The sequence below is a fragment of the Streptomyces sp. NPDC001292 genome (assembly GCF_042896465.1).
Lineage (GTDB): Bacteria > Actinomycetota > Actinomycetes > Streptomycetales > Streptomycetaceae > Streptomyces.
This window is the reverse complement of the sequence record NZ_JBIAXG010000004.1, coordinates 44,012-58,138: the sequence shown is the minus strand read 5'-3', so window position 1 is coordinate 58,138 and position 14,127 is coordinate 44,012. Positions and strand designations below refer to the sequence as shown.

Genomic DNA, 14,127 nt, shown 5'->3' with positions numbered 1-14,127 from the left:
CATCCATGTCGGCCCCCCTTCCCCCGCGCGTCTTCGACAGCCCCGCCCAGCTGGGCGCGGAGCTGGCCCGCGAGATCGCGGACGGGATCGCGGAAGCAGCAGGCTCCGGCCGGCGCTACGTCCTGGGCTGCCCCGGCGGCCGCAGCCCCAAGCCGGTCTACGCGGCACTCGCCGAACTGACCGCCGAGCACGGGCTCGACCTGCGGCACGTCGTCATCGCCATGATGGACGAGTACGTCCTGCCCGACCCCGACGCGCCGGGCGGCTTCCACGACATCGACCACGGCGCGCACAACAGCTGCCACCGCTTCGCCGCCGAGGAGATCATCGCTCCCCTCAACGTCGCGGCCGGCCCCTCCCGGGGCATCCCGGCCGACGCCGTGTGGTTCCCCGACCCCGCGGACCCGTCCGCCTACGAGCGGCGGCTGGCCGAGGCCGGCGGCATCGACCTGTTCATCCTGGCCTGCGGCGCCTCGGACGGGCACATCGCCTTCAACCCGCCCGGCACCGACCGCCACAGCACCAGCCGGATCGTGGAGCTCGCCGACACCACCCGCGTCGACAACATGGGCACCTTCCCTGACTTCGCCTCCCTCGACGAGGTGCCCCGGCACGGCGTCACCGTCGGCGTGCACACCATCGTGGCCCACTCCCGGCGCGCGGTGATGACCGTCCACGGCGCCCACAAGCGCGAGGCGGTGCGCCGCCTGGCCGCCGCCCGCGGCTACGACCCCTCCTGGCCCGCGACCCTGGTCACCGAGTGCGCCGGCGCCGCCCTCTACGTCGACCGGGCGTCGCTGGCCCTGGAGGACGCCGCGTGACGTACGACCTGATCACCCTGGGCCGGGTCGGCGTCGACCTCTACCCGCAGCAGACCGGGGTCGGCCTGGCCGAGGTGCGCACCTTCGCCAAGTACCTCGGCGGCAGCGCCACCAATGTGGCCGTCGCCGCCGCCCGGCACGGCCTGCGCAGCGCGGTGGTCACCGGCGTCGGCGACGACCCGCTCGGCGGCTTCGTCCGCGACGCGCTGCGCGGCTTCGGCGTGGACGACCGGCATGTGGTGACCGTGCCCGGGGCGCTCGCCGGGCGCGACCCGGGCACCGACACCGTGCTGGACCTGGACTGGCGCCCGATGTTCTGGGACCGGGCCGAGGACGCGCCCGCACGGTACGCGCAGGCGCTGGAGCACGCCACCGTCGCGGTGGGCAACCGCGACGAGGTCGAGGTCGCGGTGGGCACCCGCGACCCGGACCGGGCCGCGGACCTGCTGCTCGCCCGCGGAGTGCGGCTGGCCGTGGTCAAGCAGGGCCCGCACGGCGTCCTGGCGCGCACCGCGACCGAGGACGTACGGGTGCCGCCGATCCCGGTGGAGGTGGTGAACGGCCTCGGCGCGGGCGACGCCTTCGGCGGCGCCCTGGTCGCCGGCCTGCTGGCCGGACTGCCGCTGGCCGACACCCTGGCCGCCGCCAACGCAGCGGGGGCCCTGGTCGCCTCCCGGCACGCCTGCGCCGACGCGATGCCCACCCCCGATGAGATCGCCGAGCTGACCGGCCGCCCCACCCCGCGCGCCGTCGCCACCACCACGACCGGAGAACCTCGTTGAGCACCACCCTCGTCACCGCCCCCGCCGCCCGTGACCTCGCCGAGGTCACCCGGATCCGGCTCACCGACCCCGACGCGATCCGCCGGGCCGCCGCCGCCCGCCCGAAGTTCGACCCCGCGGACCTGGCCCGGCCGCTGTTCATCCTGGCCGCCGACCACCCGGCCCGCGGCGCGGTGGCCGCCGGCGGCAACCCCACCGCCATGGGCGACCGGCACGAGCTGCTGGCCCGCTGCGTCGCGGCGCTGTCCCGCCCCGGCGTGGACGGCTTCCTCGGCACCCCCGATCTGGTCGAGGACCTGACGCTGCTCGGCGCGCTGGACGGCAAACTGGTGCTGGGCTCGATGAACCGGGGCGGCATCCCCGGCGCCTCGTTCGAACTCGACGACCGCTTCACCTGCTACGACGCCCGAGGCATCGCCGAGGCGGGGCTGGACGGCGGCAAGATGCTGCTGCGCGTCGACCCCGCCGACCCGGGGACCGCCGAGACCCTCAGCGGGACCGCCGCCGCCGTCAACGAACTCGCGGAGCGCCGGCTGCTCGCCCTGATCGAACCGTTCAAGTCCGTGCGCGAGGGCGGCCGGGTGCGCAACATCCTGGAGGCCGACGCGCAGATCTGGGTGAACAACATCGCCTCCGCGCTCGGCCGCACCTCCGCCTACACCTGGCTGAAGGTCCCGGTCGTCCCCGACATGGAGCGGATGATGGCCTCCACCACGATGCCGACCCTGCTGCTGGGCGGCGAGGGCGGCGGCGACCCCGACGCCATGTACGCCTCCTGGCAGCGCGCGCTGCGCATCGAGCACGTCCGCGGGCTGATCATCGGCCGTACGATGCTCTTCCCCGCCGACGGCGACGTGGCCGGCGCCGTGGACACCGCCGTCTCGCTGCTCGGCCGGGAGTCCTGATGGCCCGTCGGCTGTACCTGCCCGACGGCACCGCCGCCGCGGACGGATTCCGCCTCACCGTCACCCCGCAGGACGCCGAGTGGACCTACGGCTCCCTGCGCGTTCTGGACCTCGCACCGGGCGCCTCGCGCACCCTGGACACCGGTGACAGCGAGATGATCGTGCTGCCGCTGTCCGGCGGCTGCCGGGTGGAGATCGACGGCACCGTACTCGACCTCGACGGCCGCCCCGGCGTCTTCAGCCGGGTCACCGACTTCGCCTACGCGCCGCGCGACGCCCGGCTCACCGTCCACTCTGCGGGCGGCGGGCGGTTCGCACTCCCCGCGGCCCGCTGCGAGCGCCGGCTCACGCCCGCCTACGGGCCCGCGGAGGCCGTACCGGTCGAGATCCGCGGCGCCGGCCCCGCCACCCGGCAGGTGAACAACTTCGCCTCCCCCGAAGGCTTCGCCTGCGACCGCCTGGTCGCCGTCGAGGTGCTCACCCCCGGCGGGAACTGGTCGTCCTATCCGCCGCACAAGCACGACGAGCGGCGCCCCGGAGAGGCGGTGCTGGAGGAGATCTACTACTTCGAGATCGGCGGCCCCGGCCCGCACGGCTTCGGCTACCAGAGGGTGTACGAGCCGGCCGCGGCCGGCGGCGAGGGGGTGGACGTGCTGGCGGAGGTCCGGCACGGCGACGTGGTGCTCGTCCCCCGGGGCTACCACGGCCCCTCCATGGCCGCTCCGGGACATCCCCTCTACTACCTCAATGTGCTCGCCGGGCCGCACCCGCAGCGCACGATGGCGTGCTGCGACGACCCGGCCCACCACTGGGTGCGCGCCTCGTGGGACGGCCAGGCCGCCGACCCGCGGGTCCCGATCTGCGACGCCGGAGGCCCGCGATGACCACGACCACGTCCGCCGGGCGGGTGCGCCGCCTGACCACCGCCCAGGCGCTGGTGGCGTTCCTCGCCCAGCAGTACACCGAGCGGGACGGCGTCGAGCAGCGGCTGATCGAGGGCTGCTTCGGCATCTTCGGACACGGCAACATCGCCGGCCTCGGCCAGGCGCTGCTGGAACGCCCCGACGATCTGACCTACTACCAGGCCCGCAACGAGCAGGCCATGGTGCACGCCGCGGTGGGCTACGCCCGCACCCGGCGCAGACTCTCCACGCTGGCCTGCACCGCCTCGGTGGGGCCCGGCTCCACCAACATGGTCACCGGGGCGGCGCTGGCCACCGTCAACCGGCTGCCGGTGCTGCTGCTGCCCGGCGACACCTTCGCCTCCCGCGCCGCCTCACCGCTGCTCCAGGAACTGGAGCAGCCGTACGCCGCCGACATCACCGTCAACGACACCTTCCGGCCCGTCTCCCGGTTCTTCGACCGGATCTGGCGACCCGAGCAACTGCTCTCGTCGGCCGTGCAGGCGATGCGGGTGCTCACCGACCCGGCCGAGACCGGCGCCGTCACCCTGTGCCTGCCGCAGGACGTGCAGGCGGAGGCCTGGGACTTCCCCGAGGAGTTCTTCGCCCGCCGGGTGTGGCACATCCGCCGCCCGGCACCGGACGAGGCGTCACTGGCCGCCGCCGTGCGGCTGCTGCGGGACGCCGGGCGCCCGTTGATCGTGGCCGGCGGCGGGGTGATCCACTCCGACGCCACCGCCGCCCTCGCGGACTTCGCCGCCGCCACCGGCGTTCCCGTGGCGGTCACCCAGGCCGGCAAGGCCGCGCTGCCGCACGGCCATCCGGCGGCGGTCGGCGCGATCGGCCACACCGGCAGCGCCGCGGCCAACGCCCTGGCCCGAGATGCCGATGTGGTGATCGGCATCGGCACCCGCTGGCAGGACTTCACCACCGCCTCGCGCACTCTGTTCGCCGACCCGCAGGTGGCCTTCGTCAACCTCAACATCACCGCGTTCGACGCCGCCAAGCAGGCGGGGGTGTCGCTGGTCGCGGACGCCCGCGCCGGCATCCAGGCGCTGGGTGCCGCACTGTCCGGCTGGTCCGCGGCCCCGGACTGGCGCGAGCGCACGTCCGGACTGGTCCGCGGCTGGGACAAGGTGGCGGAAGCCGCCTTCACCGCCGGACAGCGGCCGCTGCCCGCGCAGAGCGAGATCATCGGCGCGCTGCGGGACGCCATGGGCGAGCGCGACGTGGTGGTGTGCGCCGCCGGCTCGATGCCCGGCGATCTGCACAAGCTGTGGCGCCCCAGCGACCCGCTGGGCTATCACGTCGAGTACGGCTACTCCTGCATGGGCTATGAGATCGCCGGAGGGCTGGGTGTGAAGATGGCCGCGCCCGACCGCGAGGTCGTGGTGCTGGTCGGCGACGGCTCCTATCTGATGATGGCCCAGGAGATCGCCACGGCGGTGGCCGAGCGCCTCAAACTGGTCGTGGTGCTGGTGCAGAACCACGGCTACGCCTCGATCGGCGCGCTGTCGGAGTCGGTCGGCGCGGACCGGTTCGGCACCCGCTACCGCTACCGCGACCCGGCGACGGGGCACCTGAACGGCGACACCCTGCCGGTCGACCTGGCCGCGAACGCCGCGAGCCTGGGCGCGGACGTCATCCGCGCCCAGGGCCTGGACGCCTTCCGCGAGGCGCTCGCCGCCGCGCTGGCCGCCGAGCACACCACCGTCGTCCATGTGGAGACCGACCCCCTGGTACCGGCGCCCAGCTCGGACGCCTGGTGGGACGTGCCGGTCGCCGAGGTCTCCGCACTCCCGTCGACCACCGCGGCCCGCGCCACCTACGAGCAGCACAAGAAGACCCAACGCCCGCTGCTCACCCCACCCCCGGCCTGACCCGCAGTGACGTATTCGTACTGGCCTCACTGGGAGCCGAGGTCGACGACGGCGTCGTTCACCCAGGCATCGTCCAGGGCCTGGTCGTCACCGGCCGCCCAGGCGGCGACGATGCGGTCCCAGTGACGGACGTTGAGCGAGCGGTACTCCACGACCCGCTGGCGGGGCCGGACGACCTGGGACTGGTTGACCGGGTGGAACTCCACCCGGGTGCCGCGCCCTTCGCGGTTGAGGCGGGCGAGCAGATAGCGGGCGACGTTGTGACGGCGCACCGCCCGGTACGCGGTCTCCACGCGCTCGAGGTTCTTCTTCGACGGGCTCCGCCTGCCCTCCAGCCACGCGTTCAGCGTCCGGTCCGTCACCGTCAGGCCGGCCTCACGCGCCGCTCGGCGGGCGTGTTCGGTCCGGGTGAGGTAGTGCAGGCGGGCGAGCAGCCCGCGACGGGTCGTGATGGGCGTGACGACGAAGCCCGCGAGCGCGTCGAGTTGGCGGGCGACGGCTTCGTGGCCCTTGACGCCCCGGGCTCCGTACTTGCCGAACTCGATGGTGCGCTCCGGCACTTCACGCTCCTTCCTCGCAGACGCAATCTACCTGGTCGGGACCGGCGGACACCCGTCCGGCCGCGCCGGTACCCAGTCCGTCGTGGCGGGGTTGCCGACGTGGTAGACGTCCTTGACCTTCACCTCGGTGACGCCGCGTCCCTCGGGGAACACCGCGCGCCAGTCACCGATCACATGCAGTTCGTCGGTGCCCATCGCGCGGACCACCATCAGGCCCTCGTCGTACGCCCGGTGCGCCTTCCACCACAGGTTCACGAAGGCCTGGGAGCGGATCAGGTGCATCCAGTCGGTGCGGTACAGCTCCCGGTTGTAGTTCGACTCCCCCATCGTGGAGACGAACTTCGCGTACATCGCCTTCACGTACTCCAGCGTCACCTCGTCGTCCTCGGCGATCGCCCGCTCCCGGGCGTCCCTCAGCGCGACGCGGAACTTCTCCAGCAGGCTCTCCGTGGCCCCCGAGGTCCAGGACTCGTGGATCTCGGGAGGGTCGCACAGCCCGTACTTCGGGCCCGCGAGACGCAGCAGGAGGCGCAGGGTCGGCTCGGTCACCCACAGCGGGCCCGGCTCGTCCCGGCCGCCGATCGGGTTGGGCAGGTAGGCGTCGTGCTCCCAGTCGGACGGAGTGATCAGGTGGACGCCGGCGCGGCGGCGGTCGTGGTGGTTGCCCGTGGAGTGCTCCAACTGCCCGAGCGGCAGGTGCGTCTTGAGCGCCGACAGGTAGGCGCCGTTGACGTCGAGCGCGGTCACCTCGTGCTCGCCGGGCGGCAGTTCGGTGCGTGTCCACTTGGGACGGGCCTCCCAGATCTGGTCGGCGCCGCGCGCCGTCTGCTTGCGCAGGATGTCGGGCAGCCACGGGTGGGCGACGACGTCGTACCGGCCGCCCTTGCGGGTCTCGTCCAGCAACGCCATCGCGTCCGGGATGGCCCGCTTCACCAGCGCCGCGGTCGCTGCTTCCACGTCGCCGGAGTGCTGGGCGAGCGCGGCCGTGACGGCGGAGCCGATCAGGTCCGGCGTGTCGGCGGTCTTCAGACGACGGCCGACGGGTACGACCCTGACCACGCGTGCCGCCTGGCCCGGCCCGCCGGCGGACGCGGGGCGGTGGGGTGCCCTCCGCGGAGCCGGCGTGTGCGGCCGGGCGGGCTCCACCGTCGGCGCGGGCTCGACCGTTTGCGCGGGCTCCGACGTGCCGCACTCGGCGGGGTCCAGGTGCTGCGGGAATCCCGCGACCTGGTGGGAGGCGGGCTGCCCGCACAGCACGCAGGGTTGCGGCGCCGAAAGGGCCTCGACATCGTCGACGTCGTCCTGACCGGCCTCCTGCCCGACCTCCTGCCCGGCCTCCTGCCCGGCTTCCTGCCCGGCCTCCTGCCCGACTTCCTGCTTGGCCTCCTGCCCGACTTCCTGCTCGGCTTCCGCCGGGACGGCGTCCGACGGTTCCTCGGCCGGGGCCTCGGCCTCCGCATCCGCAGCGGCACCGGCACCGGCACCGGCACCGGCACCGGCAGCGGCAGCGGCAGCGGCAGCCAGCTTGGTCCGCGCTCCCTCGAGGAAGTACGCGTACTTCTCCCTTGCTTCACCGCTCGGGTCCCGCCCGGACTCCCAGCCCCCGACTGTGGACGGGCCGACGTTCAGGGCCCGCGCGAGCTGGGCGCGCGAAACGCTCAGCCCCTCCCGCAGAGCCCGCCGCTCCTCGGCGGGCGGCAGCGGGACTTCCTTCTTGGCCCCGGCCAGCAGGGCATCGATCGCTTCGAAGTCCGTCATCGGGCTCCCCCGTCCTGTACCGCCGCGGCGCGTGGGGAGTTGGCGTGGCGGCGGGTGACGCGACGGCGTTCCTCGGGCAGCGACTCCGTGGCCCGGCTGGGTCCCGCCAGGAGTTCGAGGACCTCGATGCCGTAGTGCGCGGCGACCGCGTCGCAGTCGGCCAGGCTCCATGCGGCGGAACCGGACTGACGACGGCTCACCTGCGCCTGGCTGACTCCCAGCGCGGCAGCGAGATCGGTCTGCGACTCGCCCGTCGCATGCAGAAGCGCGGCCACGGCGGACCGTACCCGCTCGTCGAGGCTCATACCCATGACGACAACCCTACCTCGCAGCACTCATATTCTATGCGCAAATCGCATTGCGTGCTGCGTCGCTGAGCGCACGGCGCGCTGCCGCTTCATGAGGCGCTTGTCCGTCGGCATCGCCCGCCGGCATCGGGCGGCAAAAAGAAAGGGAAAGGAGGTCACCGCTCCTTTCCACTCTCAACGTATAGCGCACTGGGGGGCTTGCGGCAAGGCCCCCGTCGTGCCGCAGAATCGCCCGCCGAAGCCAGAAATCGAGGGTGGGTGTCGCGAAGTGCGTGTGTTGTTGTCGACGTATGGGTCACGCGGGGACGTCGAACCGCTGGTGGCACTCGCGGTGCGGTTGCGGGAACGCGGTGCGGAGGTGCGGGTGTGCGCACCGCCGGACGAGGACTTCGCGCAGCGGTTGGCCGGTGTCGGCGTACCGCTGGTGCCGGTCGGCCGGTCGGCACGCGCGCTGACGACCGCGGCACCGCCGCCGTCGTCCCTGCCCCAGCGCGCGGCCGAGCTGATCGCCGGCCAGCTCGACGCGGTCACCGCGGCGGCCGAGGGATGCGACGCACTGGTGGCGACCGGCATGATGCCGGCCGCGGCCGGCGCGCTGTCGGTGGCCGAGAAGCTGGGCATCCGCTCCGTGTCCGTGACCTTCCAGCAGCTCACCCTGCCGTCGCCGCACCGCGCACCGCTGGCGTATCCGGGCCGGCCGTTCCCGCCGGAGGTGACCGACAACCGGGCGCTGTGGGACCTGGACGCCCAGAGCATCAACGCGCTGTTCGGCGAGGCGCTCAACACGAACCGCGCCTCGATCGGCCTGCCACCGGTGGACGACGTCCGCGACTACGTCATCGGCGGCCGGCCGTGGCTGGCGACCGACCCGGTCCTGGACCCGTGGCAGCAGACGCCGGACCTCGACGTCGTCCAGACCGGCGCGTGGACCCTGCCCGATGTGCGCCCGCACCCGGCGGAGTTGACGGCGTTCCTGGACGCCGGTGCGCCACCGGTGTACGTGGGCTTCGGCAGCATGCCCATGCGCACATCGACGAACGTCGCCCAGGCGGCCATCGAGGCGATCCGAGCGCAGGGCCGCCGCGCGGTCGTGGCCCGTGGCTGGGCCGACCTGTCCCTCGTCGACGACCGTGACGACTGCTTCGTCGTCGGCGAGGTCAACCAGCAGGCGCTGTTCGGGCGGGTGGCCGCGGTCGTGCACCACGGCGGCGCGGGCACCACGACGACGGCCGCCCGGGCCGGAGCGCCTCAGGTGGTGGTGCCCCAGGCGGCGGACCAGCCGTACTGGGCCGGCCGGGTGGCAGACCTCGGCATCGGCGCGGCACACGGCGGTCCCACTGCGACCTTCGAGTCCCTGTCGGCCGCGCTCGGGACGGCCCTGGCCCCCGAAACCCGCGCACGAGCGACCGCCGTGGCCGGCGCGATCGGCACCGACGGAGCGGCGGTGGCCGCGAAGCTGCTGCTCGACGCGATGAGCTGAAAGCCCGCCGGCACCCGCGTGAGCCACGCGGGACCGTCGAGCCGGGACCCGCAGAACGACAACCCGGCGTAAACGCCGAGTCGGACACCTTGCCGCACGCAACGGTCGCAAGCGACCTCAGATCGGAACCGAAGACCATGACCCCCCTCACCACCAGTGCTTTCGACCTTCCCGACCGCCTCTCCCCCAAGGCCGACCCGGCACTGATCGCCGGCGACGAGCGGCATTTCGCGGCCATCGCCGAGTGCCTCGAGCAATCGATCGCCGAGGTGTCCGACCGCCTCGCCGCCGAACGCAGGGCACCCGGCGGCGCGGGCCGGCAGGCGTTGGACCGGGACCTGGAGATCCACCGGCTGACCGCTCGCCTGCGCGCACTGCGCCGCTTCGGTCTGGACCTGTGCCTCGGCCGCATGGTCGGCGCGGACCACCCCGAGCCCGTGTACGTCGGACGGCTCGGCCTCACGGACAGCACGGGTCGCCGGCTGCTGCTCGACTGGCGCTCCCCCGCGGCCGAGCCGTTCTTCGGAGCCACCCACGCCAACCCGATGGGTCTGACGAGCCGCCGCAGGTATCGCTGGACCCTCGGCCGGATCAGCGACTACTGGGACGAGGTGTTCACTGCGGACGACTTCGCCGGGCACGCCGCGCTCGACGACCAGTCCGCCTTCATCGCCAGCCTGGGCAGCAGCCGGTCGGCACGGATGCGCGACGTGCTCGGCACCATCCAGGCCGACCAGGACGCCATCATCCGCGCGGGATCCCGCGGCGCTCTCGTCGTCGACGGCGGTCCGGGTACGGGGAAGACCGTCGTCGCCCTGCACCGCGCCGCCTACCTCCTCTACTCCGATCCCCGCCTCGGTCACCGCCGCGGCGGCCTGCTGTTCGTCGGTCCGCACCAGCCCTACCTCGGCTACGTCGCCGACGTCCTCCCCAGCCTCGGAGAGGAGGGCGTGCGGACCTGCACCCTGCGCGACCTCGTCGCCGAGGGGGCCACGGCGGCGGTCGAGAGCGACCCGGACGTCGCCCTCCTGAAGTCGTCCGCTGACATGGTGAAGGCCATCGAGACGGCCGTCAGGTTCTACGAGGAGCCGCCCACCGAGGGAATGACGGTCACGACCCCCTGGTCCGACATCCGGCTGAGCGCCGAAGACTGGGCGGCGGCGTTCGATGCGGCGGAACCCGGTACCCCGCACAACGAGGCACGCGACCAGATCCGGGAGGAACTGCTGACGATCCTGGTGGACAAGCACGACGGCGACGTCTCGGCCGACCTGCTGCGCAGATCGCTGCGGCAGAACAGGGAACTGATCACGGCCCTGAATCGCGCCTGGCCGCTGCTCGAAGCGGCCGACCTCGTCGGTGACCTGTGGTCGGTACCCGCCTACCTACGGATGTGCGCTCCCTGGCTCGGCCGCGACGACGTTCGGCTGCTGCAACGTACGGACGCCCAGGCCTGGACGGTGTCCGACCTACCGCTGCTGGACGCGGCGCGGCAGCGGCTCGGTGACCCGGAGACATCGCGGCGCAAGGCCCGGCACGAGGCCGTCATCGCCGCCCAGCGCGAACGCATGGCGCAGGTCGTCGACAACCTGATCGCCGCCGCGGCCGACTCCGGGGCCGACGGTGACGACGGCGAGGGCCTGGTGACGATGCTGCGCGGTGAGGACGCCGAGGTCAGCCTGACCGACGAGTCCGAACTGCCCACCACCGACCCTGACCAGCTCGCCGGCCCGTTCGCGCACATCGTCGTCGACGAGGCTCAGGAACTGACCGACGCGGAGTGGCAGATGCTGTTGCTGCGGTGCCCGTCCCGGAGCTTCACCATCGTCGGGGACCGTGCGCAGGCCAGGCGCGGGTTCACGGAGTCGTGGCGGGAACGGCTCGAGCGGATCGGACTCGACCGGATCGACCTGGCGTCCCTGAGCATCAACTACCGCACGCCGGAAGAGATCATGGCGGAAGCCGAGCCGGTCATCCGGACCGTGCTCCCGGACGCCAACGTGCCGGCCTCGATCCGCAGCAGCGGCGTCCCCGTCGTGCACGGATCCGCTGCGGATCTGCACTCGCTCCTCGACACCTGGCTCGCCGCACATGCCGACGGGATCGCCTGCGTCATCGGCGATCCCACGTTCCGGACCACGTCCCGCGTCCGGTCACTCACCCCGGAGCTGTCGAAGGGACTCGAGTTCGACCTGGTCGTCCTCGTCGACCCGGAACGGTTCGGCGAGGGCGTCGAAGGAGCGATCGACCGCTATGTCGCCATGACCAGAGCGACCCAGCGGCTCATCGTCCTCACGAGCCCCTGACGCCGGCCGGGACATCGGCCGGTCAGAGGCGGCCGGCGACCGCCCACCTCGGCACCGCCACACGAAAAACAGGTGCCGCCGGCCGCCGTGTCGTACCTACCGTTCAGGATCGTGGATGACATCACCGCCCCGCCGCGACTGACCCGACTCACCTTCCACGGCCCGCTCTCCGAGGACCGGGCCGCCGGAATGGTCCGACGGCTCACCTCCCCGACCGCTCCGACGGCCCCGACCACCGTGCTCGACATCGGCTGCGGCTGGGGTGAGCTCATGCTCCGCCTCCTGGAGGCGATGCCCGGCGCGACCGGAGTCGGCATCGACCTCGATGAGGACGACCTGGCCCGCGGGCGCGCCAACGCCGAGAGCCGCGGACTGGCCGAGCGCACCCGCTTCGTCCAGGAGTCCGCCGTCGACACTTCCCAAGGCCCCGCCGACCTCGTACTCTGCCTCGGCGCCAGTCACGCCCTCAGCGATGCCCGACCCCCCGAGCACACCACGGCCGCCCTGCATGCCCTTCGGCGTCTGGTCACCCCGGGCGGCCGTGTCCTGCTCGGTGAGGGTTTCTGGCAACGCCCGCCCGCTCCGGGCGAGTTGGGGGCCATGTGGCCTGACGCGTCCGCCTCCGAGTTCCACCACGTCGCCGACCTCGTCGACCTCGCCATCGCCGCGGGGTTCCGTCCGGCATGGATCGAGACCGCGAGCAACGACGAATGGGAGGAATTCGAGTCCGCCTACCAGTGCGATGTCGAGGAATGGCTCGCCGCCCATCCCGATCATCCCCTGGCGAGGGAGACCCGCGACCGCGTCGACCGCCACCGCGGCATGTGGCTACGGGGTTATCGCCGTGTCATGGGCATGGCCTACCTGACCCTCGTTCCCGTGGCCTGAGGGACGGCAAGTTCGGCCAGTGTCACCGGGAACGCCCGACAGCCTTGTGCTGCCGGGCGCCGCTCCCCTCTGGCTCTACCGCGTTTCAGCGCTCTTCCTTCCGCCTGCTGCGCACGAGCCAGGTGGCTCCGCCGACGGCCAGAGCGACCGGCCACTCGAGGGCCCCCGCGACCGCGAGGGCTCCCAGGCCCCCGTAGAAGACCAGGTCCCGGGTGGACACGTTCTCCAGGCTGACGTACGGGATCGGAACCGGGGCGTGGAACATGCGAGTGCGCAGGTGCACACCCCCGTCAGGATGGGCCTCCCCGGTCCCGTTCTGCTGGGCTTGCGCACTCCCCGTGAACACTCGCGTACTCCGGGCCCCGTACCGTCCCTTCTGGGCCCGCACACGTGCGGCGGGTTCGAGCGTGGTCAGTCCAGCGGCTGACATCTTCTTCTGGGCCCGGACACGCTCGGTGGGCTCGAGCACGGTCTCGGCTGCCGTAACCATCCCCGCTCCTCCTCTCCTGTGAGCCGGTATGGATGTGTCTCTTCCATCCTCCCTTCCATCCTCGCGCGCCGTCCGCGGTAGCGGTTCCGTCGCGGCGAACCTGGACGACTCAGCCAGGCTTGGAAGCGCTCGTGCAGGGGCCCCGGCCGGCCCTGCCAGGCCGACCGGGGCCCCTGCACCCGCTCATTTAGCAGTCGCAAACCGAGTCGGCTCGGCCGGTGACCGCGCCGGCATCCCCGTGGTGCCGGTCCCCGCTGACCAGGACGTCACGGCGCGCAATAGGCAACGGGAGTGACGTCGTAGTTCTGGGTGGCGGAGGTGTTGTGGAAGTTCACGGTCCAGCTGTCGTCGGGGTTCGTACTGGTGCTCCGGTAGCTGTTCACGGGGATGACCTCGTCGCCCCCGATCCAACCCCCGCTGACCGCCTTCTGACCGGCGGGACACACAGCGACCAAGGCCAGCGTCTGCCCCGGTGTCAGCGTCGCGCTGCCTCCGACGACCGGATTGATGTCGGCGACGCCCGAGGCGCCCTGCGGGCCGGCGGCACCCGTGTCGCCCTGCGGTCCGGTGGCGCCCTGCGGGCCCGTAGCGCCCGTGCCACCCTGCGGTCCGGTCGCACCAGTCGTGCCCTGCGGGCCAGTGGCACCCGTGTCGCCCTGCGGTCCGGTGGCGCCCTGCGCCCCAGTAACACCGGTGTCACCCTGTGGCCCGGTGGCACCGGTGTCGCCCTGCGGCCCGGTGGCACCCGTAGCCCCGGTAGCACCCTGCGGTCCCAAAGCACCGGTGGCGCCCTGCGGTCCCGTAGAACCCTGCGGCCCGGTAGGACCTGTGTCACCCTGCGGCCCAATGGCGCCCGTGTCGCCCTGCGGGCCCGTAGCACCCGTAGCCCCGGTAGCACCCTGCGGACCCAAAGCACCGGTGGCGCCCTGCGATCCCGTAGAACCCTGAGCCCCGGTAGGACCTGTGTCACCCTGCGGCCCAATGGCGCCCGTGTCGCCCTGCGGGCCCGTAGCACCCGTAGCCCCGGTAGCACCCTGCGGACCCAAA

Annotated in this window: 13 protein-coding genes; 8 read left to right on the top strand and 5 right to left on the bottom strand. The window is 72.9% G+C overall.

Annotation, left to right across the window (positions count from 1 at the left end; translation table 11 throughout):
• Positions 1–5: 5 nt before the first annotated feature.
• The 5 genes from ACFY4A_RS06795 to iolD are packed head-to-tail and all read left to right on the top strand — an operon-like array spanning position 6 to position 5,290.
• The gene (locus tag ACFY4A_RS06795) at positions 6–821 is read left to right on the top strand and encodes a 6-phosphogluconolactonase (protein WP_390828326.1); all 816 of its coding nucleotides are present in this window, start codon (positions 6–8) and stop codon (positions 819–821) included.
• The gene (locus ACFY4A_RS06790) at positions 818–1,603 is read left to right on the top strand and encodes a PfkB family carbohydrate kinase (protein ID WP_390828325.1); all 786 of its coding nucleotides are present in this window, start codon (positions 818–820) and stop codon (positions 1,601–1,603) included. Before ACFY4A_RS06795 ends, ACFY4A_RS06790 begins: the two co-directional genes overlap by 4 nt.
• The gene (locus ACFY4A_RS06785; RefSeq protein ID WP_390828324.1) at positions 1,600–2,508 is read left to right on the top strand and encodes a deoxyribose-phosphate aldolase; all 909 of its coding nucleotides are present in this window, start codon (positions 1,600–1,602) and stop codon (positions 2,506–2,508) included. The genes ACFY4A_RS06790 and ACFY4A_RS06785 overlap by 4 nt, the downstream gene beginning before the upstream one ends.
• Entirely contained in the window at positions 2,508–3,392 is an 885-nt protein-coding gene (gene iolB / locus ACFY4A_RS06780; RefSeq protein ID WP_390828323.1) for a 5-deoxy-glucuronate isomerase, read from the top strand. Before ACFY4A_RS06785 ends, iolB begins: the two co-directional genes overlap by 1 nt.
• Complete coding sequence (iolD, locus tag ACFY4A_RS06775) at positions 3,389–5,290, top strand: 3D-(3,5/4)-trihydroxycyclohexane-1,2-dione acylhydrolase (decyclizing) (RefSeq protein ID WP_390828322.1); 1,902 nt, start codon at positions 3,389–3,391, stop codon at positions 5,288–5,290. The genes iolB and iolD overlap by 4 nt, the downstream gene beginning before the upstream one ends.
• A gap of 26 nt (positions 5,291–5,316) precedes the next feature.
• Here the strand turns inward: iolD and ACFY4A_RS06770 are convergent, their stop codons facing one another.
• The 3 genes from ACFY4A_RS06770 to ACFY4A_RS06760 are packed head-to-tail and all read right to left on the bottom strand — an operon-like array spanning position 5,317 to position 7,919.
• The gene (locus tag ACFY4A_RS06770; RefSeq protein WP_390828321.1) at positions 5,317–5,850 is read right to left on the bottom strand and encodes a transcriptional regulator; all 534 of its coding nucleotides are present in this window, start codon (positions 5,848–5,850) and stop codon (positions 5,317–5,319) included.
• Between the two features lie 27 nt (positions 5,851–5,877).
• Positions 5,878–7,608, bottom strand: coding sequence for a helix-turn-helix domain-containing protein (locus ACFY4A_RS06765; protein WP_390828320.1), 1,731 nt, complete (start codon positions 7,606–7,608; stop codon positions 5,878–5,880).
• On the bottom strand, positions 7,605–7,919 hold the full coding sequence (locus ACFY4A_RS06760; RefSeq protein WP_390828319.1) for a helix-turn-helix domain-containing protein: 315 nt from the start codon (positions 7,917–7,919) through the stop codon (positions 7,605–7,607). Before ACFY4A_RS06760 ends, ACFY4A_RS06765 begins: the two co-directional genes overlap by 4 nt.
• A gap of 271 nt (positions 7,920–8,190) precedes the next feature.
• Here ACFY4A_RS06760 and ACFY4A_RS06755 point away from each other — a divergent pair, with 271 nt between their 5' ends.
• From ACFY4A_RS06755 to ACFY4A_RS06745, 3 genes are all read left to right on the top strand, one after another.
• Positions 8,191–9,396, top strand: a complete 1,206-nt coding sequence (locus tag ACFY4A_RS06755) for a glycosyltransferase (protein ID WP_390828515.1) — start codon at positions 8,191–8,193, stop codon at positions 9,394–9,396.
• A gap of 137 nt (positions 9,397–9,533) precedes the next feature.
• Complete coding sequence (gene helR / locus ACFY4A_RS06750) at positions 9,534–11,702, top strand: RNA polymerase recycling motor ATPase HelR (protein ID WP_390828318.1); 2,169 nt, start codon at positions 9,534–9,536, stop codon at positions 11,700–11,702.
• A gap of 111 nt (positions 11,703–11,813) precedes the next feature.
• Positions 11,814–12,590 carry an SAM-dependent methyltransferase gene (locus ACFY4A_RS06745; RefSeq protein WP_390828317.1) on the top strand — a complete coding sequence of 259 codons (777 nt, stop codon included), beginning with the start codon at positions 11,814–11,816 and terminating at the stop codon, positions 12,588–12,590.
• Positions 12,591–12,675: 85 nt separating this feature from the next.
• On the opposite strand, the gene ACFY4A_RS06740 is transcribed toward ACFY4A_RS06745, so the two are convergent.
• Together ACFY4A_RS06740 and ACFY4A_RS06735 are read right to left on the bottom strand one after the other, a co-directional pair.
• A complete protein-coding gene (locus ACFY4A_RS06740) occupies positions 12,676–13,080 on the bottom strand; it encodes a hypothetical protein (RefSeq protein WP_390828316.1) in 405 nt (134 codons plus the stop codon).
• 266 nt (positions 13,081–13,346) lie between these two features.
• A complete protein-coding gene (locus ACFY4A_RS06735; RefSeq protein ID WP_390828315.1) occupies positions 13,347–13,856 on the bottom strand; it encodes a hypothetical protein in 510 nt (169 codons plus the stop codon).
• Positions 13,857–14,127 lie beyond the last annotated feature (271 nt).